The 19,084-nt window shown below is 70.8% G+C and carries 18 protein-coding genes and 1 tRNA gene; 9 read left to right on the top strand and 10 right to left on the bottom strand.

Features of this window, described 5'->3' with window-relative positions:
• Positions 1 to 13: 13 nt before the first annotated feature.
• Both P0L94_14315 and P0L94_14320 read right to left on the bottom strand, forming a co-directional pair.
• Entirely contained in the window at positions 14 to 526 is a 513-nt protein-coding gene (locus tag P0L94_14315; protein WES63632.1) for an FHA domain-containing protein, read from the bottom strand.
• Positions 523 to 1,257: a DUF3662 and FHA domain-containing protein gene (locus P0L94_14320; GenBank protein ID WES63633.1), complete on the bottom strand. Its 735-nt coding sequence runs from the start codon at positions 1,255 to 1,257 to the stop codon at positions 523 to 525. The genes P0L94_14315 and P0L94_14320 overlap by 4 nt, the downstream gene beginning before the upstream one ends.
• Before the next feature lie 160 nt (positions 1,258 to 1,417).
• Here P0L94_14320 and P0L94_14325 point away from each other — a divergent pair.
• A tRNA-Leu gene (locus P0L94_14325) sits at positions 1,418 to 1,501 on the top strand.
• A 75-nt stretch (positions 1,502 to 1,576) separates the two neighbouring features.
• On the opposite strand, the gene P0L94_14330 is transcribed toward P0L94_14325, so the two are convergent.
• Both P0L94_14330 and P0L94_14335 read right to left on the bottom strand, forming a co-directional pair.
• Positions 1,577 to 2,068, bottom strand: a complete 492-nt coding sequence (locus P0L94_14330) for a GNAT family N-acetyltransferase (GenBank protein ID WES63634.1) — start codon at positions 2,066 to 2,068, stop codon at positions 1,577 to 1,579.
• 10 nt (positions 2,069 to 2,078) lie between these two features.
• Positions 2,079 to 2,738 (bottom strand): GntR family transcriptional regulator, encoded by a 660-nt coding sequence (locus P0L94_14335; protein WES63635.1) that lies wholly within the window; start codon positions 2,736 to 2,738, stop codon positions 2,079 to 2,081.
• 353 nt (positions 2,739 to 3,091) lie between these two features.
• On the opposite strand from P0L94_14335, the gene P0L94_14340 reads away from it, so the two are divergent.
• Positions 3,092 to 3,298, top strand: a complete 207-nt coding sequence (locus tag P0L94_14340; protein ID WES63636.1) for a cold-shock protein — start codon at positions 3,092 to 3,094, stop codon at positions 3,296 to 3,298.
• Between the two features lie 31 nt (positions 3,299 to 3,329).
• Here the strand turns inward: P0L94_14340 and P0L94_14345 are convergent, their stop codons facing one another.
• From P0L94_14345 to P0L94_14360, 4 genes are read right to left on the bottom strand one after another with little or no spacing between them, the layout of a single operon-like run.
• Complete coding sequence (locus P0L94_14345) at positions 3,330 to 4,592, bottom strand: hypothetical protein (GenBank protein ID WES63637.1); 1,263 nt, start codon at positions 4,590 to 4,592, stop codon at positions 3,330 to 3,332.
• Positions 4,585 to 5,268, bottom strand: a complete 684-nt coding sequence (locus P0L94_14350; GenBank protein ID WES63638.1) for an HAD hydrolase-like protein — start codon at positions 5,266 to 5,268, stop codon at positions 4,585 to 4,587. Before P0L94_14350 ends, P0L94_14345 begins: the two co-directional genes overlap by 8 nt.
• A gap of 38 nt (positions 5,269 to 5,306) precedes the next feature.
• Positions 5,307 to 6,005 carry an endonuclease NucS gene (gene nucS / locus P0L94_14355; protein WES63639.1) on the bottom strand — a complete coding sequence of 233 codons (699 nt, stop codon included), beginning with the start codon at positions 6,003 to 6,005 and terminating at the stop codon, positions 5,307 to 5,309.
• A 9-nt stretch (positions 6,006 to 6,014) separates the two neighbouring features.
• Positions 6,015 to 7,250: an MFS transporter gene (locus tag P0L94_14360; protein WES63640.1), complete on the bottom strand. Its 1,236-nt coding sequence runs from the start codon at positions 7,248 to 7,250 to the stop codon at positions 6,015 to 6,017.
• Positions 7,251 to 7,320: 70 nt separating this feature from the next.
• Between P0L94_14360 and P0L94_14365 the strand changes: the two genes are divergently transcribed.
• The 7 genes from P0L94_14365 to mnhG all read left to right on the top strand — a co-directional run bounded on the left by P0L94_14365 (position 7,321) and on the right by mnhG (position 14,733).
• Positions 7,321 to 8,376 carry a substrate-binding domain-containing protein gene (locus tag P0L94_14365; protein ID WES63641.1) on the top strand — a complete coding sequence of 352 codons (1,056 nt, stop codon included), beginning with the start codon at positions 7,321 to 7,323 and terminating at the stop codon, positions 8,374 to 8,376.
• Positions 8,377 to 8,444: 68 nt separating this feature from the next.
• Positions 8,445 to 11,369: a Na+/H+ antiporter subunit A gene (locus P0L94_14370; protein ID WES63642.1), complete on the top strand. Its 2,925-nt coding sequence runs from the start codon at positions 8,445 to 8,447 to the stop codon at positions 11,367 to 11,369.
• Positions 11,366 to 11,926: a Na(+)/H(+) antiporter subunit C gene (locus tag P0L94_14375; GenBank protein ID WES63643.1), complete on the top strand. Its 561-nt coding sequence runs from the start codon at positions 11,366 to 11,368 to the stop codon at positions 11,924 to 11,926. Before P0L94_14370 ends, P0L94_14375 begins: the two co-directional genes overlap by 4 nt.
• Positions 11,923 to 13,527 carry a Na+/H+ antiporter subunit D gene (locus tag P0L94_14380; protein ID WES63644.1) on the top strand — a complete coding sequence of 535 codons (1,605 nt, stop codon included), beginning with the start codon at positions 11,923 to 11,925 and terminating at the stop codon, positions 13,525 to 13,527. Before P0L94_14375 ends, P0L94_14380 begins: the two co-directional genes overlap by 4 nt.
• Positions 13,524 to 14,114 (top strand): Na+/H+ antiporter subunit E, encoded by a 591-nt coding sequence (locus tag P0L94_14385; protein ID WES63645.1) that lies wholly within the window; start codon positions 13,524 to 13,526, stop codon positions 14,112 to 14,114. The genes P0L94_14380 and P0L94_14385 overlap by 4 nt, the downstream gene beginning before the upstream one ends.
• Complete coding sequence (locus P0L94_14390) at positions 14,111 to 14,380, top strand: monovalent cation/H+ antiporter complex subunit F (GenBank protein WES63646.1); 270 nt, start codon at positions 14,111 to 14,113, stop codon at positions 14,378 to 14,380. The genes P0L94_14385 and P0L94_14390 overlap by 4 nt, the downstream gene beginning before the upstream one ends.
• A complete protein-coding gene (mnhG, locus tag P0L94_14395; protein ID WES63647.1) occupies positions 14,377 to 14,733 on the top strand; it encodes a monovalent cation/H(+) antiporter subunit G in 357 nt (118 codons plus the stop codon). Before P0L94_14390 ends, mnhG begins: the two co-directional genes overlap by 4 nt.
• Position 14,734: 1 nt before the next feature.
• On the opposite strand, the gene P0L94_14400 is transcribed toward mnhG, so the two are convergent.
• Together P0L94_14400 and argG are read right to left on the bottom strand one after the other, a co-directional pair.
• Positions 14,735 to 17,359, bottom strand: a complete 2,625-nt coding sequence (locus P0L94_14400) for a penicillin acylase family protein (GenBank protein ID WES63648.1) — start codon at positions 17,357 to 17,359, stop codon at positions 14,735 to 14,737.
• Positions 17,360 to 17,582: 223 nt separating this feature from the next.
• On the bottom strand, positions 17,583 to 19,025 hold the full coding sequence (gene argG / locus P0L94_14405; protein WES63649.1) for an argininosuccinate synthase: 1,443 nt from the start codon (positions 19,023 to 19,025) through the stop codon (positions 17,583 to 17,585).
• Positions 19,026 to 19,084 lie beyond the last annotated feature (59 nt).

Below are 19,084 nucleotides of genomic sequence, written 5' to 3' on the forward strand. Positions count from 1 at the left end.
ACGGACCCGCTCGCTACTTCCGCAGCTCGAACGTCGTGGCGCCGACCTTGATCGGCGCGCCGACGACGACCGGGACGGGCGTGCTGACACGCACGCCGTCGTGCCACGTGCCGTTGGTGGAGTCCAGGTCCTGGATCATCCACTGCTCCCCCCACAGCAGCAGGCGCGCGTGGTGGCTCGAGGTGTAGTCGTCGCGGATGACCAGGCCCGATTCGCTGGACCGCCCGATGGTCAGCGGCTCGTCGCCGAGGGGCAGCTCGAGCCCGGCCTTGGGGCCGCTCGTGATCACGATGCGCGAGACGGCGTCGGCGGTGGCCTTCCCGCCCTTCTTGGGCGCGGGCGGGGTCGCGGGTCGGACCGGTGCCGATCCCGAGCCCGTCGGGGCCGGGGCCGGGGCGGCGTCCGGCATACGACGCACCTTCACGCCGAACAGGTCGGCGCGCAGCGAGTAGACCACCGAGAACACGAAGAACCACAGCAGCAGCAGGAAGCCGATCTGAAGCAGCAGATAGGTCAGTTCGCTCACGTGAGGGGCCCTTGCTCGCGGATGTCGTAGGCGCGCGTGGCGTCGGGAAGCGGCGGCTTCGGGGGCGCCGCCTGCGCCACTACGCGGAACACGATATCGGTGCGGCCGATCGTCACGGTCGAATCCGCGGTGAGCCGGGCCTCGGTGATCGGCTGGCCGTCGAGCTTGGTGCCGTTGGTCGACTTCATGTCGCGCACCATGCCCCGCTCGCCGTCCCACAGGATCTCGGCGTGCTTTCGGCTGGCGCCGGAGTCGGCGATCGTGACGTCGGCGTCGGACCCGCGGCCGATCACGGTGCGGGACTTCACGAGCGGGTGCCGCTTGCCGTCGATCTCGAGGATGCCGCGCCAGGACACCCGTCCCGCGGCGGTCGAGCTGTCCACACCCAGGGTTCCCGTCGACAGCTGGTCGTCGCGCCGCAGGGTGATCGAGACGGGGCCGGCGAACGTGTAGCCCTGCGCCTTGGCGTGCTCGGTGACGAGCGTGTGCAGCTCATCGCCGAGGGCTTCGCCCAATCCCGACATGTGCGCCTCGTCGGTGGGAGACAGCCGCACGGTGAACGTGTTGGGCGCCAGGATGCGGTCGCGAGAGACCACAGCCGCCTTCTTGTCGAGCTCGCTGCGCAGTGCCGAGGCGATCTCGACGGGCTGGATGCCGCTGCGGAAGGTCTTGGCGAACGCGCTGTTGACGGCGCGCTCGAGACCCTTCTCGAAGCTGTCAAGTAGTCCCACGGGGCTCCTCGGGCTCGGGTGCCGGTTTGAAACATGCTAATTGCACAGTCGCCGCGCGGCGGTGTCCACGGCCCGGAGTCGTCCCCGGTTCGTCGGCTGTGCGGGTGTCATGTTACGATCGGGAGGTTGAGTTCGCGGGATCCCCGGGATGCCGCGACTCGCGCGAGTGGCGGAATAGGCAGACGCGCTGGCTTCAGGTGCCAGTGCCCGAAAGGGCGTGGGGGTTCAACTCCCCCCTCGCGCACACACGTCGAAAGGGCTCCCGGATCGGGGGCCCTTTCGTCATTCCACGATCCCGGCGCGTGTTTCACGGGAAGCGTCACGAACCGTCGAGGTTCGGCACCAGGGTGAACACGACCTCCTCGGCGTCCTCGCCGATGCCGGGCGCGTAGGCCCGCGCGCGGGAGACCTCGGTGAAGCCCGCCTTGCGCAGCACCGCGATGGAGGCGGTGTTCCGCGCCGCCGCGCGCGCGAAGAGAGGGCGGACGGGTTCGTGCGCCACCAGCTGGTGCAGCGCCTCGGTCGCCACACCGCGTCCCCATGCGTGCCGGGCGATCCAGTACGTCACCTCGCGATCGTCGCCGACGGTGAAGGCCGCGGCGGTGCCGGCGAAGCCGCCGTCCTCCGTCACCACGAAGTAGGTCACGTCGGGCGACGACGTCACACGCTCGAACCACGCGTCGAACGCCGCCCGGTCGTCGGCGTCCTCCGCGGTGAACGCCGCCATCGCGATGGCTTCGCGATCGCGCATCATGTCGAAGATCGCGTCGATGTCGTCGTCGTCGACCGCCCGGAGATCGATATGGGCCACGGGGCCAACGCTAGCGAGCCGGCGCGTCCGCGGCCAGGCCGTTGATCTCGCGCAGCAGCTCCTCGGCGCGGGCGGCGTCGTGCGCGGCGATCGCGTCGCGGAACTCCTCGTATCGCGCCGTGCGCACGATGGGGTCGACGATGCGCGGATGCCAGCGCTGCAGGTGCCGCCGCAGCGCGAACTCCGACGCCTGCATGAACCGCAGGATCGCGAGGTTGCCGGCGGCGCGCGTGAGTTGGGAGAAGAAGGCGAAGCTCGCGTCCGCGAGCGCCCGGTGGTCGTCTGCGCGGGACGCCGCCACCATCGCGTCGGCGTCCGCGAGGGCGGTCTCGACCGCGTCCGGAGCGCACCCGGTCGTGCAGACGATGTGGACGACGTTCCCCATCAGATAGGCGATCAGCGCGAACGTGTCGGTCTGCGCCTGGTCGTTCGGTATCGACACGCGCGTATAGCGGTGCGGGATGACCTCGACGATGCCGCTGATCTCCAGGCGCTGCAGTGCCTCGCGCACCGGGGTGCGGGACACGCCGAGCCGGCGCGCGAGATCGTGATCTCGCAGCCGCTCGCCCGGCGCCAGCTCTCCCGACAGGATGGCCTCGCCGAGGCGGCGGTAGACCTCGTCGCCGAGGACGGTGCCGCGCGGATCCAGGGGGGAGAGTGAGCACGACATGGGTGTTCAAGTGTACGCCCGCGACCAGCGAGGGCCAGGCGCGGCTTCGGGTGACCGAAAACAGGCGTTGACCGGCGGAAAGAAGCATCCGTACGGCGTTGCGCGGCGCGACGGAGGCGGTGCTCGGCGAGTAGACTGCGGGTGTCACGCTTCCGGCGTGACCTATCCGGGGGGATCCGTCGGCGCCCGGGCTTCGAGCTCAGCTCAGCCCGGGCGCGCGATGGGCCCGGATCCGTTGTGCAACGTTTTTGTCACTGAATTCCACGGGGGTTGTCGACACGCCGCCCCGATTCGTTAGCGTGGGAGCCGATCCCGCGTCGTCGGCGCGGGGCGATCGCACAGGACGGCGTTGGATGAGCACGCAGGGCACAGTGAAGTGGTTCAACTCGGAGAAGGGCTTCGGGTTCATCGCACCCGATGAGGGTGGTGCCGACGTGTTCGCGCACTTCTCGGCCATCCAGGCGAAGGGCTACCGTTCGCTGGAGGAGAACCAGCGCGTGGAGTTCGACATCGCGCAGGGCCCGAAGGGTCTGCAGGCGGAGAACATCCGCGCCATCTGAGCCCTGAGCGGATGCCGCCGGCCTCCGGCGATCAGCGGTTCACGCGCTGGTAGTCGGCGAGTGCTTTGGCATCCTCGGCATCCCGCATCGCGCGCCTCGCCGCGTCCAGGGCCTCGACCGGGTCGGCGGCCTGACGTGCGCCGGCGAGTTCGGTCTGCGCCGACAGCAGCCGAGTGCGCGCATCCGCCCCCGCCCGCGTCCGGGTGATCGCGGCCTCGGCATGGGCGATCGCCTGCCGCGCCGCCGCCAGTGTGCCCGGCAGCGCGGTGCGGGCGCCCCGCAGACGCTGCTGAGCAGTACGCGCGTCCCCCAGCGCCAGATCGAGCCGATCCCGCACGCGCGCGATCGCGTCCACGGTCCGGGTCGGGCGACGTGCCGCCTGCGTCTCGAGCGTGTCGAGCTGCTCGCCGAGCGCGCGCACCTCGGCACCCAGGCGCGCGGCGTCCGCCGGCTCGAGATGCTCGCGCGTGACCATCGCCTGGCGCAGCGCCGCGCGCGCGGCCTCGAACTCCCCCGGCAGGGCCTGGGCCGCCTGCGTCACGAGCCGGTGGGTCTCCTCGAGGATGCGCGAGTCGGCCTCCGCCTGGCGCAGCGCCCGTTCGGCGGCGGCGAGATCGCCGAGCACCGACGTGCTCGGATCCTCCGCGGCGGCCGACGCCCGTGCGAGGAGGGACTGGGCGGTGTCCGCGGATTGCCGGGCGGATGCCGACGCGCGTCGCGCGTCGGCCCACTCGTCCTCCTCGAACCGTGAGGCGAGCGCCGTGACGAGCGCGGTCGGGTCGCCCATCTCGGCCCGCAGTCGGGTGAGGCGCTCGCGCGCGGCGGCGACCTGACGCGGAGCCGAGACGTTCTGGGCCACCCACGCCGCATGCTCCCGTCGGGCCGCGGCGATGGCGGCCAGCGCCTCGCCCGTGCGGCGCTGGATGCGGGTGGATCCCCGCCGGATCTCCACCGGGTGGACGCCGTCCTCCCCCAGGCGCCGGTACTCCTCGAAGGACTCGTCGCGCACGTGCTGAGCGGTCATGCGCGCGCGGCGCAGCGAGGCCGGCGCTGTGCCGCCGTACAGCGCCCCCGACAGCCCGACCTCGAGGTCGAGCTCCTCGACGGCGTCGTCCAGTCGGACCAGCTCCACGCCGGCGGCGGCGCGCAGCGGCTCGGCGGCCGCGCGTGCACGGGGGGAGCGACGAGCGCGCCGGATCGCCCACACGGCCACGGTGACGGCGATGGCCGTGACGCCGAAGACGACCACGGCCGGCACGAGCCAGCCCAGCACGGCCCCGACGAGCTCAGGCATCGACGTCCTCGAGGAGCAGGAGCGCTCGCAGCTCGTCCACGGTGTCGACCGCGGCCTGCGCGCCTTCGGACTCGTGCGGCCAGCTGAACCCCCAGCGCACGAAGATCACCGGGACGTCGTGCACGGCGCCGCCGTCGACGTCGTGGTGGCGGTCCCCGACGAGCACGGGGCGGCTCGTGTCGACGCCCGCCGCCGCGAGCCGCCGCAGCGCCTCCCCGACGACGTCGGCCTTCGAGCTCAGCGTCTTCTCGTCGGGGGTCGCGCCGACGATGGCGGTCAGGCACGGCGACAGATCGAAATGGTCCATCAGGGCATCGACCTGGACCTCGGGCTTCGAGCTCGCGGTGGACTGCGGGATGCCGGCGTCGGCGAGCTCGCGGATGAGGTCCCCGATGCCGTCGAACAGCCGTGCACCCGTCGTGTAGCCGTCCGCCCGCCCGAGCGTTCGGTAGAACGTCACGGCTTCCGCCGACTCCGCCTGGGTCATGCCGACATTGACCTGGAACGAGTCGTACATGGGCGGGCCGATCCAGTGGACCAGTTCGCTGCGGGTCGGAGGCTTCTTGCCGAAGTGCTCCAGGCAGATCGTGAGTCGGCGCAGGATCCCGTCCGAGGCATCGACGACGGTGCCGTCGACATCCCACAGGATGCATGACCAGGGTGAGCGCATCGGCATGCCCTTACGCTACCCGCCGCGGTTCGCGCCCGGCTCGCTCAGAAGAGGCGCGGAGCGCCCGATTCGACGCCCTTCATGCCCTCGTAGTCGAGCGTGACGCAGCGGATGCCGCGGTCGGTCGCGAGCACCTTCGCCTGCGGCTTGATCTCCTGGGCGGCGAACACGCCGGTGACGGGCGCGAGGTGCGGGTCGCGACCCAGCAGCTCGAGGTAGCGCGTCAGCTGCTCGACACCGTCGATGTCGCCCCGGCGCTTGACCTCCACGGCCACGGTGCCACCCGATGCGGGGTCGCGCAGCAGCAGATCCACCGGTCCGATCGCCGTCGGGAACTCGCGCCGGACCAGGCTGAGGCCGTCGCCGATCACGTCGACCTGCTCGGCGAGCAGGCGCTGGAGGTCCGCCTCGACGCCGTCCTTCTGCAATCCGGGGTCGACGCCCAGTTCGTGCGAGGAGTCGTGGAGCACCTCGTAGATGCGCACCAGCAGGGCGTCGCCGGTCTTCGCGTGCGTGACGCGCCAGTGCTCGAGGACACCCGCGGCGGCGGAGTCGGCATCCGGATCCTCGACCTCGAGCCGGCAGGGCGGACTCATCCAGTTCAGCGGCTTGTAGGAGCCGCCGTCGGAGTGCACGAGCAGGCTCCCATCGCCCTTGTGGACCAGCAGACGCGTCGCGAGGGGCAGATGCGCGTTGAGGCGTCCGGTGTAGTCCACCGAGCAGCGGGCGATGACGAGGCGCACCCGAAGATCCTAGTCGGCTCGCGGTCCGGCGCCGACGCCCGTGCGCGCCAGGGGGCGCGCGGCCGGCGAGGCCAGTCCCGAGGCGACGATGAGCACGACGAGGATCAGCAGCGTGTTCAGCAGACCGATGTGCTCGCTGATGAGGCCGAGCAGGGGCGGGCCCGCGAGGAACGCGATGTAGCCGATCGTCGCGGCGGCGCTCACACGCGCCGCGGCGCGGGCCGGGTCGTCGGCGGCCGCGGACATGCCGAGGGGGAATCCGAGGGATACGCCCGCGCCCCACAGGGCGGCGCCGACGAAGATCAGGGGCGCGCTCGGGGCGAAGATGAACAGCAGCAGCCCGGCGGCCGCCAGCACCGACAGCACGGCCAGGACCGCGACGCGACCGAAGCGGTCGACGAGCGGTCCGCCGAACATGCGGACCACGGTCATGCTGATCGAGAAGACGGCGAGCCCGGCGGCCCCCAGCGCCGCACTCTCGCCATGGCCCTCGACCACGCCGAGCGCGAGCCAGTCGTTCGCGCCGCCCTCGGCGAAGGCCATGCCGAGCATGATGACACCCAGGGCGTAGGTGCGCGGCTCGCGCCAGGCGGACAGGGCCAGCGCGAGGCGGTCCCGCCAGCCGGCGCGCCCCTCCCCCGCGTCCGGGTCCATGGCGGCCTCGCGTCGCGGGACGTTCAGCACGCTCACGACGCCGATCGCGATGATGAGCACCGCCATGGCGAGCAGGTGCACGATCGGGGCCATCGTCCAGGCGATGGCGACGAGGCCGAGGCCTGCGCCGAGCACTGTGCCGAAGCTGAAGAAGGCGTGGAAGAGGGGCAGGAGCGTCTTTCCGGTCTGATTCTCGATCGCCGCCCCTTCGACGTTCATCATGACGTCGACCGCGCCGTTGCCGAATCCCCACACGGCCAGGCCCAGCGCGACGATCGGCGCCGAGTGCAGCGTGTCGGCGCCGATGCCGATGATCGCCAGTCCCGTAGCGAACAGCACGATCGAGCCGATCATCCCCCGCCGGGCGCCGAAGCGCGCGAGGACGACGGAGGACACCGAGAGCCCGGCGATGGCGGCGATGCCGCCGACCAGCAGCATCAGGCCGAGCTGCGCGCGATCGACCGCGACGGCGTCCTTGATCTCGGGGACCCGCGCGGCCCACGTGGCTACGCTCAGCCCGCTGCTGAGGAAGATCGCGAAGATCGCGACGCGCCAGCGGAGCAACTGCGAGGGGGAGAGGACGAGATCCACCCGAGAAGGATATCGAATCGTTTCGAACCGCGGAACCACGCGGAGGGCGAAGCCGGGTAGCATCGCCGACATGAGCCCGCGACGCGCCACCATCGCCGACGTCGCCCGCAGGGCGGGCGTCGCGGCGTCGACGGCGTCTGTCGTCTTCAGCGGGAAGACCGCCGTGTCGGAGGCGACGCGAGCCCGCGTCCTCGACGCCGCGGCAGAGCTCGGCTACACCGGGCCCGACCCGGTCGCGGCATCGCTGCGCACGGGACGGTCGGGGATCGTGGGCGTCGTCTTCGAAGAGCACCTCGGCAGGGCCTTCCTCGACCCCGTCAAGACCCTCATGATGGACGGCCTCGCCGACGCGGTGGCTCCGCTGGGCGCAGGTCTGCTCCTCCTGCGCGATCAGGAGCCGGCCGCTGCCGCGCCGACGCTGCTGTCGGCCCCGCTCGACGCCGCGGTGCTGGTGGGATGCAGCGGCATGCTGCGCGAGTCGCTCGACGCCGTTCGTGCCCGGGGCATCCCCGTCGTGGTCATCGAGGGGGACGCCGGGCCCGGCGTGCCACGCATCGACCTGGACAACCGCGAGGCGGAGCGTCAGGCGGCCGCGCACGTGCGCGAACTGGGGCACACGCGCGTGGCGGCGCTGGCGCTGCCGGTGCGGACGGGGTGGACCGCCGGCTGGATCGGACCCGGTGACGACATCCGCGTGGAGGTGACCCGCGACCGGCTGGAGGCGATCCGCGACGTGTATCCCGACGTGCCCGCCTATGCCGCCGCGGCGAGCTCGATCGACGAGGGCCTGGCTGCCGGGCGCGTGCTGCTGGCCGACCCCGAGACGAGGCCGACGGCGATCATCGCCCAGAGCGACCTGCTGGCCGCCGGTGTGATCCGGGCCGCCGAGGAGGCGGGTCTCGCCGTTCCAGCCGACCTGAGCGTGACCGGGTTCGACGGCATCGTCGTCGACGGCCTCGCGCCGTATCGGCTCACGACCCTCGTGCAGCCGGCGAACGAGAAGGGACGGGCGGCCGGTCGCGCTGTCGCAGCCCTGATCGAGGGGGCCCCGGCCGACTCGATCTCATTCACGAGCACGTTCCGCGAGGGCAATACGACCGGTCCCCCACCGGTCCGCGACCGATAGACTGAGCCACCACGACCTGATCGCCTGAGCCGGGACATCTCCCGCCCCGACGAGCCGAGGAGGCCGCCATGCTCCTCGTCCTCGCCGCGTTCGCGATCCTGCCGATCCTCGTTCCGTGGCTCGTCGCCCGCCTCGGCCCGCGCGCCTTCACGATCGCGGCGGTCCTGCCCTTCGCCGCCTTCATCCACGCCCTCGTCCAGACGCCGGCCGTCCTGGCGGGGGAGATTCCGTTCGAGGCATTCGACTGGATCCCGTCGCTCGGCATCGAGCTGTCGATGCGGATGGACACGCTGTCCTGGGTCATGACGCTCATCGTCACCGGTGTCGGCGCGCTCGTGCTGCTCTACTGCCGGTGGTACTTCGTCGACGGCGGATCAGGGCTCGGCCGGTTCGCCGCCGTCCTGCTCGCCTTCGCCGGCGCCATGTACGGACTCGTGCTCACCGACGACCTGGTCGTGCTGGTGATGTTCTGGGAGATCACGAGCGTCCTGTCGTACCTGCTCATCGGGCACTACAACCGCCGGGCTCCGAGCCGGCGCGCCGCCCTCCAGGCGCTGCTGGTCACGACGCTCGGCGGGCTCGTGATGCTGATCGGCGTCGTGCTGCTGGTCGTCCGCTCCGGCACCTCGAGCATCTCGGCCATGCTCGCCGATCCCCCCGTCGGCGCACTCGTGAACGTCGCGCTGGTGCTGGTGCTCGTCGGGGCGCTGAGCAAGTCGGCCATCTTCCCGTTCCACTTCTGGCTCCCGGGGGCAATGGCCGCACCCACGCCCGTGAGCGCGTATCTCCATGCCGCCGCGATGGTCAAGGCGGGCGTGTACCTGATCGCCCTCGTCGCCCCGGTTGCCGCCGAATCGCCCGCGTGGCGACCGATCGTCATCGGTCTCGGAGTGTTCACGATGCTGCTCGGCGGCTTCCAGGCGCTGCGCGAGACCGACCTCAAGCGGATCCTCGCGTTCGGAACGGTCAGCCAGCTCGGCATGCTCACCGTCGTGCTCGGCTACGGAACCCGCGACGCGGCGCTCGCCGGGCTCGCGCTGCTCATCGCACACGCGCTGTTCAAGTCAGCGCTGTTCCTGGTGGTCGGCGTGATCGACCGGCAGCTGGGGACGCGCGACATCGCCGAGCTCAGCGGCCTCGGCCGCCGCGCCCCGGTGACCGCGGCGGCATCCACGATCGCGATCGCTTCGATGACGGGCGTCATCCCGACGATCGGATTCGTCGCGAAGGAGGGCGCGCTCGCTGCTCTCCTGGACGAAGCCCTCGGCGGGGCCGTGTGGGGCGTCGTGGCGCTGGCGGGCGTCGCTGTCGGGTCCGTGTTCACCGCCGCCTACGGCATCCGGTTCCTGTGGGGGGCGTTCGCGACGAAGAAGAATGCCGACGGCGGCATGAAGGCGCCGACCGAGTGGCCGCGTCCGCCGTTCGGATTCGTCACGGCACCCGTCCTGCTGGCGGCGCTGAGCCTCGCCGGTGGATTCGCGGCCGCTCCGCTCGACGTCGTGCTCGCACCGTACGCCGATACGGCGCCCGCGGCCTCGGCGGGTGTCGAGCCGCCGGCGCACCCCGCGCACCTGGCCCTGTGGCACGGGTTCGAGCCGGCCCTGTGGATCTCGCTGGCGACGCTCGCCCTCGGCGTCGGCGTGTTCGCGCTCACCCGCCGGTGGACGCCGACGCGACGCTCTATTCCGTTCACCGCATGGGATGTGTACAACGGCGTCCTGCGCGGCATCGCCCGGCTGTCGGTTGCAACGACGAGCGTCACGCAGCGCGGCTCGCTGCCCATCTACGTCGGCACGATCTTCGCCGTCCTGGTCTCGGCCGAGGCGGTCGCGCTCGTCGCCGGCGGACCGTGGGACCTCGAGCTCAGCGTGTTCCAGAATCCGATGCAGTGGGTCGTGGCGCCGCTCATGATCGCCGCGGGGATCATCGCCGTCCGTGCGCGCAAGCGCTACACCGGCGTCGTCCTCGTCTCGGTCACCGGCATCGGCATGACGGTGCTGTTCGCGACCAGCGGCGCGCCCGACCTCGCGCTCACCCAGATCCTGATCGAGACCGTCACGATGATCGCCTTCGCGCTCGTGCTGCGCCGGATCCCGGCGCGGCTGGGGGAGCGCAACGCGTCGGTGAAGCCCGCGCTGCGGGCGATCCTCGGCGCGGCCGTCGGGGCGACGATGGCCGCGGTCGCCGTCGTGGCGGTGTCGGCTCGCGTGTACAGGCCGGTGTCCGAGGCGTTCCCCGACCTGGCCTACGAGATCGGCCACGGCACGAACGTCGTCAACGTCGCGCTGGTGGATCTGCGCGGGTGGGACACGATGGGGGAGCTGTCGGTCCTCATCCTGGCGGCCACCGGCGTGGCATCGCTGGTGTTCGTCACTCACCGCGCCGACACGCTGTCGGACCTGACGCAGCCGCTCCCCCGCGACATCACGCGGCACCGCCGCCCGATCGTCGAGACGCACGGGGCCGACGGCGGCGCCGAGGGGTCTTCCACGCGCACGGCCTGGCTCCTGGGCGGACAGCGGGTGCGCGCACGCGAGCGGTCGATCATGCTCGAGGTGATCGTGCGCATCCTCTTCCACACGATCATCGTCATCTCGCTGTATCTGCTCTTCGCGGGTCACAACCTTCCCGGTGGCGGCTTCGCGGGCGGTCTCGTGGCGGGAATGGCCCTGGTCATGCGGTATATCGCCGGGGGCAGGTACGAACTGGGGGCTGCGGCGCCGGCCGATGCCGGGCGACTGCTCGGCGTCGGGATGTCGATCGCCGTCGCATGCGCCGTCGTTCCCCTGCTGTTCGGCGCAGCGCCGCTGACACGCGGCTTCGTCGAGACGACGCTGCCGGTTCTCGGACACGTCGAGTTCGTCACCTCGACGCTGTTCGACATCGGCGTGTACCTCGTCGTCATCGGACTCGTCCTCGACGTCCTGCGGAGCCTCGGCGCCGAGGTCGACCGCCAGCGCCTGGCCGGCGAGCCTGCGGAGGTGCGTGCATGAACGAGGCGGCCGACTCCGGACTCAGCGTGTCGATGGTGCTCATCGTCATCATGGCGGTGCTGTTCGCGGCGGGCGTCTACGCGATGCTCGAGCGCAGCCTCACGCGCGTCCTGATCGGCTTCCTGCTGCTGGGCAACGCGGCGAACCTCCTCCTGCTGATCGTCATGGGGGCGCCGGGCATCGCCCCCTTCGCGAACTCCGGCGAGCCGGGCGAGATGTCCGACCCCCTTCCGCAGGCGCTCATGCTCACCGCGATCGTGATCACGTTCGCGGTCTCGGCGTTCCTGCTGGCGCTCATCTACCGGTCGTGGCAGCTCGGGCAGGCCGACACCGTCGAGGACGACGAGGCCGACCGCGAGGTCCGCGAGCGCGGCGTCGCCGACGAGGAGTCGCTGGACGCCGAGACCGAGGTCGAGGCGTCCGATGCCACGACCGACTTCGTCGAGGTCCAGACGCGGCCGATCACGATCCCCACCGGCCGCGCGGCGCGCGGCGCGCAGGGCGTGACGGGACGCCGCCGCAGATCGCCGCGCGACCAGGACGGGGGCGACGAATGACCCCGGTCGCCCCCGCGCTCGTGCCGCTGCTGGTCACCCTGCCCCTGCTGGGTGCGGCGATCGCGCTGATCGCCGGACGCCACCGTCGCGTGCAGGTGACGGTGTCGATCGTGACCCTGACCGTGGTGTGCGCGATCGCGGGCGTCCTGCTGGCCGTCGTCGACCTCGGGGACCAGGCCATCGCGGTCTCGGTCGGAGGCTGGCCGATCCCGTACGGCATCGTGCTCTACGTCGACCGGTTCGCGGCGCTGCTGGTGATGGTCTCCTCCGTCGTGCTGCTCGCGGTCCTGCTCTTCTCGGTGGGGCAGGGCGCGGCGGACGGCGACGACGACACGCCGGTGTCGATCTTCCACCCGACCTACCTCGTGCTCGCGGCCGGGATCTTCACGGCCTTCATCGCCGGAGACCTGTTCAACCTGTACGTCGGGTTCGAGATCCTTCTCGTGGCGTCCTACGTGCTCATCACTCTCGGCTCCACCCGGTCCCGGATCCGCACGGGCGCCGTGTACATCGTCGTCTCGCTGGTGTCGTCGATCCTGTTCCTCGCCGCGATCGCGATGATCTACGGCGCCCTCGGCACGGTCAACATGGTCCATATCGCCCAGCGGATGTCGGAGCTGCCGACTGAGACCCAGCTGGTGCTGCATGTGCTGCTGCTCGTGGCGTTCAGCATCAAGGCGGCGGTGTTCCCGCTGTCCTTCTGGCTCCCCGACTCGTATCCCACGGCGCCGGCACCGGTGACGGCGGTCTTCGCGGGCCTGCTGACCAAGGTGGGCGTCTACGCGATCATCCGCACCGAGACCGAGCTGTTCCTCGACAGCGACGTCAACACCGTGCTGATGTACGCCGCACTCGCGACCATGATCGTCGGTGTCCTCGGCGCCGTCGCCCAGGCCGAGCTCAAGCGCATCCTGTCGTTCACGCTCGTCAGCCATATCGGCTACATGATCTTCGGGCTCGCGATCGCGACGCCCGCAGCGATCGGCGCCACGGTGTATTACATGGTCCACCACATCGTCGTGCAGACGACCCTCTTCCTGGCGGTGGGCCTCGTCGAGCGGCGCGCGGGCTCCACGTCGATCCTGCGGGTCAAGGGGCTCATGCGCGCAGCGCCGGTCATCGCGGTGCTGTACTTCATCCCCGCGGTCAATCTCGGAGGACTCCCGCCGTTCTCGGGCTTCATCGGCAAGTTCGCGCTGTTCGACGCCGCGGCGCAGGTCGGCACGCCGCTCATGATCGTCCTGATCGTCGGCGGCGTCGTGACCTCGCTGCTCACGCTGTACGCGCTCATGCGTGCGTGGAACCTCTCGTTCTGGCGCGAGGAGGACGACTCCGCCGAGACCGAGGAGCGCATCGCGTACCTGGATGACGCCCCCGACGCCGCCCTCATGACCGAGCAGCGCGTCATCCCGCGCATCATGACCGCGGCCACGACCGGCATGGTCGTGGTGACGGTCGCGCTGACGGTGTTCGCCGGCCCGCTCTATGACATCTGCGCGCGCATCGGCGGCGCGCTGCTCGAACCCGCCTCGGTCGTGCAGCTGGAACAGGAGCACGACGACAGCACCGGTCAGACCGAGCCGCTGGAGGAGGTGCCATGACCCCGATCGACCCCGCTCCGCCGCGTGCTCGCGAGGCGCTGACGCGCCTGCGGCGCCAGCTGCCCTTCTTCGTATGGCTCGTGGTGCTCTGGATGCTGCTGTGGGGGCAGTTCACGTGGACGGCGTTCCTGACCGGGCTGATCGCCGCGATCGTGGTGACGCGCGTGTTCCGGCTGCCCCCCGTGGAGCTGTCCGGCCGCGTGAACCTCTGGTACGGGCTCGTGTTCGTCGTCGAGTTCCTCGGGTCGCTCGTGGCCGGATCGCTCACGGTCGCATGGCAGGCGGTGAGCCCCCGCGGGCAGCCGGGCGCCGCGATCATCGCCGTGCCTCTGGTCACCGACGACGACCTCATCATGACTCACACGGCCGTCACGGCATCCCTGATCCCGGGATCGCTCGTCCTCGAGGCCGACCGCGAGCGACGGGTGCTCTACCTGCACGTCATCGGCGTGAGCGACCAGCGGGACGTCGAGCGTCAGCGCGAGAGCGTGCTGCGCTGGGAGCGGCGGATCGTGATGGCCGTCGGCTCGCGGGCGCAGGTCGCGCAGCTGCGGGCCGCGCGGGCCGGGGGAGGGGGCGGCACATGAACGTCGTGCTCATCATCGCGGCGGTGATCTTCGCGGTCGCCGCTCTCGTGACCGTCTACAAGATCGTCGTCGGGCCATCGATCCTCGATCGGGCCGTGGCGTCGGACGTCCTGCTCACCGAGGTGATGTGCGTGCTCGGGGTCGAGATGGCGATCAACCACCACACGCGCTCGCTCCCGGTTCTCCTGATCATCGCCGCGGTGGGGGTGTTCGGCTCCATCGCGATCGCCCGATTCGTCGCGCGGAGGGACCAGACAGACCGATGACCGTCCTGCTCGACATCCTTTCGCTCGCCCTGATCCTGGCGGGCGCGATCCTGTGTCTCACCGCCGCCATCGGGCTCGTCCGCTTCCACGACGTCCCGAGCCGGCTCCACGCATCCACCAAGCCGCAGGTGCTGGGGTTCCTCCTGATCGCGGTCGCCGTCGCACTGTCGCTGCGATCGTGGCCGGTCGTGGCGTTCCTCGTCCCGGTCGTGCTCATCCAGCTGGCCACCGCGCCGCTGGCAGCCCACATCGTCGGCCGGCAGGCCTATCGCAACGGCACGATCGACCGTCCGGGTCTGGTCGCGGACGACCTCGCCGAGTCCCACGAGACGCCGCCGGGATCCGGCGGCTGAATCAGCCGGCCGGCGTGAGCGTCAGGGTGTGCGTCGCGGCGGCATCCACCGCATCCCGCGAGAACGCCCAGGGCGTCAGGCGCACCTGCTGCCACGCCTGCGTCTGGTCGATGTAGTTCGGGTGGAACGCGTGCCCGCTGTTGCCGGTGAGGTGGTTCCAGCTCGACCGGTCGAAGTCGGACAGGTCGATGATCATGCGCATCGAGGGAACCGTGACGGTGGAGAAGTCGCCGCCCAGCCGCCAGCCGGTCGCATTGACGAGCGACGTGCCGCCCGAGGTCTCGTACGGTCCCCGATTGAAGAGCGCTTCGATGGGCGCGATGCCGGACTCCCCGAACGTCTCGCTGCGCAGCTCGAGCGCGTGCAGCGCGCCCCAGCGCCAGCGCGAGGGCTTCGGACCCTGGGCGACCGAGAGGCGGCGGTAGGCGTCGGCGGCGCTGCGGTCGAGCATGTCGTCCATGCCCTCGACGCCCAGGCCCACGTTGGTCCACCACGGTGACTCGGGATCGTCGAAGAGCTGGTCCACGAGCAGGAAGAGCCGACTGTGGTCGCTGATCGGGGCGGCGGACTCACGGCCGAGCACGAACAGATTGCGCACCAGCTCGTCCCACAGGACGTTGGCGTAGGCGGCCGCGGCGGAGTCGGCCGAGCTGTGGGCATCCCACGTGCGCAGCAGGTCCAGCGCGGCATCGACCTGAGGGTCCTCCGAGGTGCGCGTCAGGAAGACCGCCGCGAGTCGCTTGCCCATGAAGAACTCGCTGTCGGCGAGGATGTCGCGCATCTGCTCGGCCGTGAGGACGCCGTTCGTCTCGGCGATGCGCCGCTCGATCAGCTCGGTGATGCGCGCCGCGCGCCACCCGTAGTCCCAGTCGCGGGTGAGGTCGTAGCCGAAGTCGTCTGTCACGACGGCGTTGTTGGCGGTGACGATGTATCCGTCATCGGGATTGAAGAGGACCGGCAGGTTCTCGAAGGGGATGAATCCCTGCCAGTCGTACGCCGACGACCACCCGGGCATGGGCATGGAGCCGTCGCCGCTGCCCCGCACCGGAAGCCGGCCCGGGGTCTGGTAGCCGATGTTGCCGTCCACATCGGCGTAGACGAGGTTCTGCGCGGGCACGTCGAACATCGACGCGGCGGCCCGGAACGCCGGGAAGTCGCGGGCGATGTTCAGCGCGAAGAGCGCGGATGCGGTGGTCCCCGGGTCCAGGGCCGTCCAGCGCAGGCTCACCGCGTACTCCCCGGCGGGCGCCGACGACGGCTGTACGGCCGCATCGGTCTCGCCCACGTACGGCTCGGTCGCGATGGTGTCGAAATCGGGTGCGGCCTCGGACACGATGGGCCCGTGCACGGTGCTGCGCACCTGGATCGTGACATCGTCGCCGCCGGCCACCCGGATCGTCTCGCTGCGGGTCTCGAGGGGGACGAGGCTGCCGTCACGCCAGTACGAATCGCCCTCGATGCGCTCGACGTACAGGTCGGTGACATCGCTGGAGAGGTTCGTGAAACCCCATGCGATGCGGGAGTTGTGGCCGATGATGACGCCCGGCAGACCCGAGAACGAGAAGCCCGCCACGTCGAACGGGCAGCTCTCGTCGACCGTCCGGCAGCGCAGCTGGACCTGGTGCCAGACGCTCGGGAGCGAGGCGCCGAGGTGCGGATCGTTGACCAGCAGGGGCATGCCCGACTCGGTCAGGTTGCCCGACACGACCCACGAGTTCGAGCCGATGCCCTCGCCCGCATCGCCGACGAGGGTGCCCACGGCCTCGATCACGCCGCCGACCTCGGTCCACTCGATCGACGCCGAGGCCGTCGACGCGTCGGTGTCCTCGCCGCCGTCGTGCGAAGCGGTCGCGACGTCGGGCAGAGACGTCAGGCGGGGGACGATCACCGGATTGCGATCGAACGGGTAGGCGGGGTACAGCTCCGCGATCTGCTCGGGGGAGAGGTTCTGCGCGGTGATCGCGCGCTCGGTCTCGTCCTCGACATTGGAGCGCAGATCCCACGCCATGGCCTTGAGCCACGCGACCGAGTCGACCGGCGTCCACGGCTCGATCTCGTAGTCGGGGTTCTGCAGGCCCAGCACGGCGTACTCCAGCGACACGTCGGCGCCGTCGCGCTCGGCGAGGTAGGCGTTGACGCCATCGGCGTACGCCTCGTAGTACGCCCGCGTGGTCTCGTCGAGGGCTTCGACCTCGAGCTCGGCGATGGCATGCCAGCCGAGCGTACGCAGGAAGGTGTCGGTGGCGACCTGCGAGGCGCCGAACAGCTCCGACAGACGTCCACTGGTGACGTGGCGGCGGAAGTCCATCTCCCAGAACCGGTCCTGCGCGTGGACGTAGCCCTGGGCGAAGAACAGATCGTGCGTGTTGGCCGCCGTGATCGTCGGGACGCCGAGTTCGTCCCGCTGCACCACGACGTCCGATCTCAGGCCCGCGGCGGCCGCCGTGCCCTCCAGCTGCGGGAACGAGCGCTGGATCGTGAAGACGACGAAGCCGGCGGCGACGAGGGCGAGCACCGTGACGGAGGCCACGATCATGTACAGCGTGATCGCCACGCGGCGGCCGAGGGAGCGAGGGGGCGGTGCGCCGGCGTCGTCGTCGGCGAACAGCGCAGGGGGGACCGTCATCGGGGGCCTTTCGGGGGCAGGCGTGAGCGAACGCGGTTTCGGGCTCCACGACACTCGCTCTCATGGGTTCGGGTCGCATGAGAGGTGATTCGCATCGTAACCCGCGGTCGCCCGCAGATCCAACGAGACGCAGGCGCACCCCCGGTGCGCCGCGGTGTCAGAGCACGCGCGTTCATCGCCCCGAGCGGCACGCACACCGCGCGGGACGTTCAGGCGAGGCGCGTCAGTCGGTGCCGGCGTCGAACGCCGAGGCCTCGTTGACCGCGTCCGTGGCCTCGGCGAGCTCCTCGCGCTCGGCGCTGTACTCCACGGCGTGCTCGGTGATCTCGGCGGCTCCGCCCTGCTCGAGCGAGCCCACCAGGTCGCCGGTGGCGCCTCCGATGATGCCGCGCGACGCGTAGAACTCCAGGCTCGAACGGGAGTCGGCGATGTCGAGGTTGCGCATGGTCAGCTGACCGATGCGGTCGGTGGGGCCGAAGGCGGCGTCGCCGACGCGCTCCATCGAGAGCTTCTCGGGCGCGTAGGACAGGCGGGTCGCCGTGGTGTCGAGAATCGTGTAGTCCTCGCCGCGGCGCAGGCGCAGCGCGACGGTGCCGGAGATCGTCGAGCCGACCCACTTCTGGATGGACTCGCGCAGCATGAGCGACTGCGGCTCGAGCCAGCGTCCCTCGTACATGAGGCGGCCCAGGCGCCGGCCCTGCTCGTGATAGGTCGCCAGGGTGTCCTCGTTGAGGATGCCGTTGACGAGGCGCTCGTACGCGATGAACAGCAGCGCCATGCCGGGCGCCTCGTAGATGCCGCGCGACTTGGCTTCGATGATGCGGTTCTCGATCTGGTCGCTCATGCCGAGGCCGTGGCGGCCGCCGATGCGGTTCGCCTCGAAGACGAGCTGCACCGGGTCGGTGTACTCGACGCCGTTGAGCGCGACCGGGCGGCCGTCCTCGAACGTGACGGTGACGTCCTCGCTCTCGATCTCGACGGCCGGATCCCAGAAGCGCACGCCCATGATGGGCTCGACCGTCTCGAGCGACACATCGAGGTGCTCGAGCGTCTTCGCCTCGTGGGTGGCGCCCCAGATGTTCGCGTCGGTGGAGTAGGCCTTCTCGGCCGAGTCGCGGTACGGGAAGCCGTGCGCGACGAGCCATTCGCTCATCTCCTGGCGCCCGCCGAGCTCCGACACGAATTCGGCGTCGAGCCACGGCTTGTAGATGCGCAGCGCGGGGTTCGCCAGCAGCCCGTAGCGGTAGAAGCGCTCGATGTCGTTGCCCTTGTAGGTCGAGCCGTCGCCCCAGATGTCGACGCCGTCCTCCTTCATCGCGCGCACCAGCAGCGTGCCGGTGACGGCGCGCCCGATGGGCGTGGTGTTGAAGTACGTGCGGCCGCCCGAGCGGATGTGGAACGCGCCGCACGCGAGGGCGCCGAAGCCCTCTTCGACGAGCGCCGTCTTGCAGTCGACGAGGCGAGAGACCTCGGCGCCGTACTCGAGCGCGCGACCCGGGATCGACTCGATGTCGTCCTCGTCGGGCTGGCCGAGATCGCCGGTGTAGGTGCAGGGGATCGCGCCCTTGTCGCGCATCCACGCGACCGCGACGGAGGTGTCGAGACCTCCCGAGAAGGCGATGCCGACGCGCTCGCCGATGGGCAGGGACTCAAGCACCTTGGACATGGATCACGATTCTACCGAGCGAGCCCGCGGCCGCCCTACTCGGTGACGGCCAGCGACCG

The sequence above is a fragment of the Microbacter sp. GSS18 genome (genome assembly GCA_029319145.1).
GTDB lineage: Bacteria > Actinomycetota > Actinomycetes > Actinomycetales > Microbacteriaceae > Microbacterium.

Excerpts from the sequence above, each read along its gene's own strand:
- P0L94_14335 (WES63635.1), bottom strand. The coding sequence starts at position 2,738 with ATGTCGTGCTCACTCTCCCCCCTGGATCCGCGCGGCACCGTCCTCGGC.
- P0L94_14340 (WES63636.1), top strand. The coding sequence starts at position 3,092 with ATGAGCACGCAGGGCACAGTGAAGTGGTTCAACTCGGAGAAGGGCTTC.
- P0L94_14345 (WES63637.1), bottom strand. The coding sequence starts at position 4,592 with ATGCCTGAGCTCGTCGGGGCCGTGCTGGGCTGGCTCGTGCCGGCCGTG.
- P0L94_14350 (WES63638.1), bottom strand. The coding sequence starts at position 5,268 with ATGCCGATGCGCTCACCCTGGTCATGCATCCTGTGGGATGTCGACGGC.
- P0L94_14365 (WES63641.1), top strand. The coding sequence starts at position 7,321 with ATGAGCCCGCGACGCGCCACCATCGCCGACGTCGCCCGCAGGGCGGGC.
- P0L94_14370 (WES63642.1), top strand. The coding sequence starts at position 8,445 with ATGCTCCTCGTCCTCGCCGCGTTCGCGATCCTGCCGATCCTCGTTCCG.
- P0L94_14375 (WES63643.1), top strand. The coding sequence starts at position 11,366 with ATGAACGAGGCGGCCGACTCCGGACTCAGCGTGTCGATGGTGCTCATC.
- P0L94_14380 (WES63644.1), top strand. The coding sequence starts at position 11,923 with ATGACCCCGGTCGCCCCCGCGCTCGTGCCGCTGCTGGTCACCCTGCCC.
- P0L94_14385 (WES63645.1), top strand. The coding sequence starts at position 13,524 with ATGACCCCGATCGACCCCGCTCCGCCGCGTGCTCGCGAGGCGCTGACG.
- P0L94_14390 (WES63646.1), top strand. The coding sequence starts at position 14,111 with ATGAACGTCGTGCTCATCATCGCGGCGGTGATCTTCGCGGTCGCCGCT.
- mnhG (WES63647.1), top strand. The coding sequence starts at position 14,377 with ATGACCGTCCTGCTCGACATCCTTTCGCTCGCCCTGATCCTGGCGGGC.
- P0L94_14400 (WES63648.1), bottom strand. The coding sequence starts at position 17,359 with ATGACGGTCCCCCCTGCGCTGTTCGCCGACGACGACGCCGGCGCACCG.
- argG (WES63649.1), bottom strand. The coding sequence starts at position 19,025 with ATGTCCAAGGTGCTTGAGTCCCTGCCCATCGGCGAGCGCGTCGGCATC.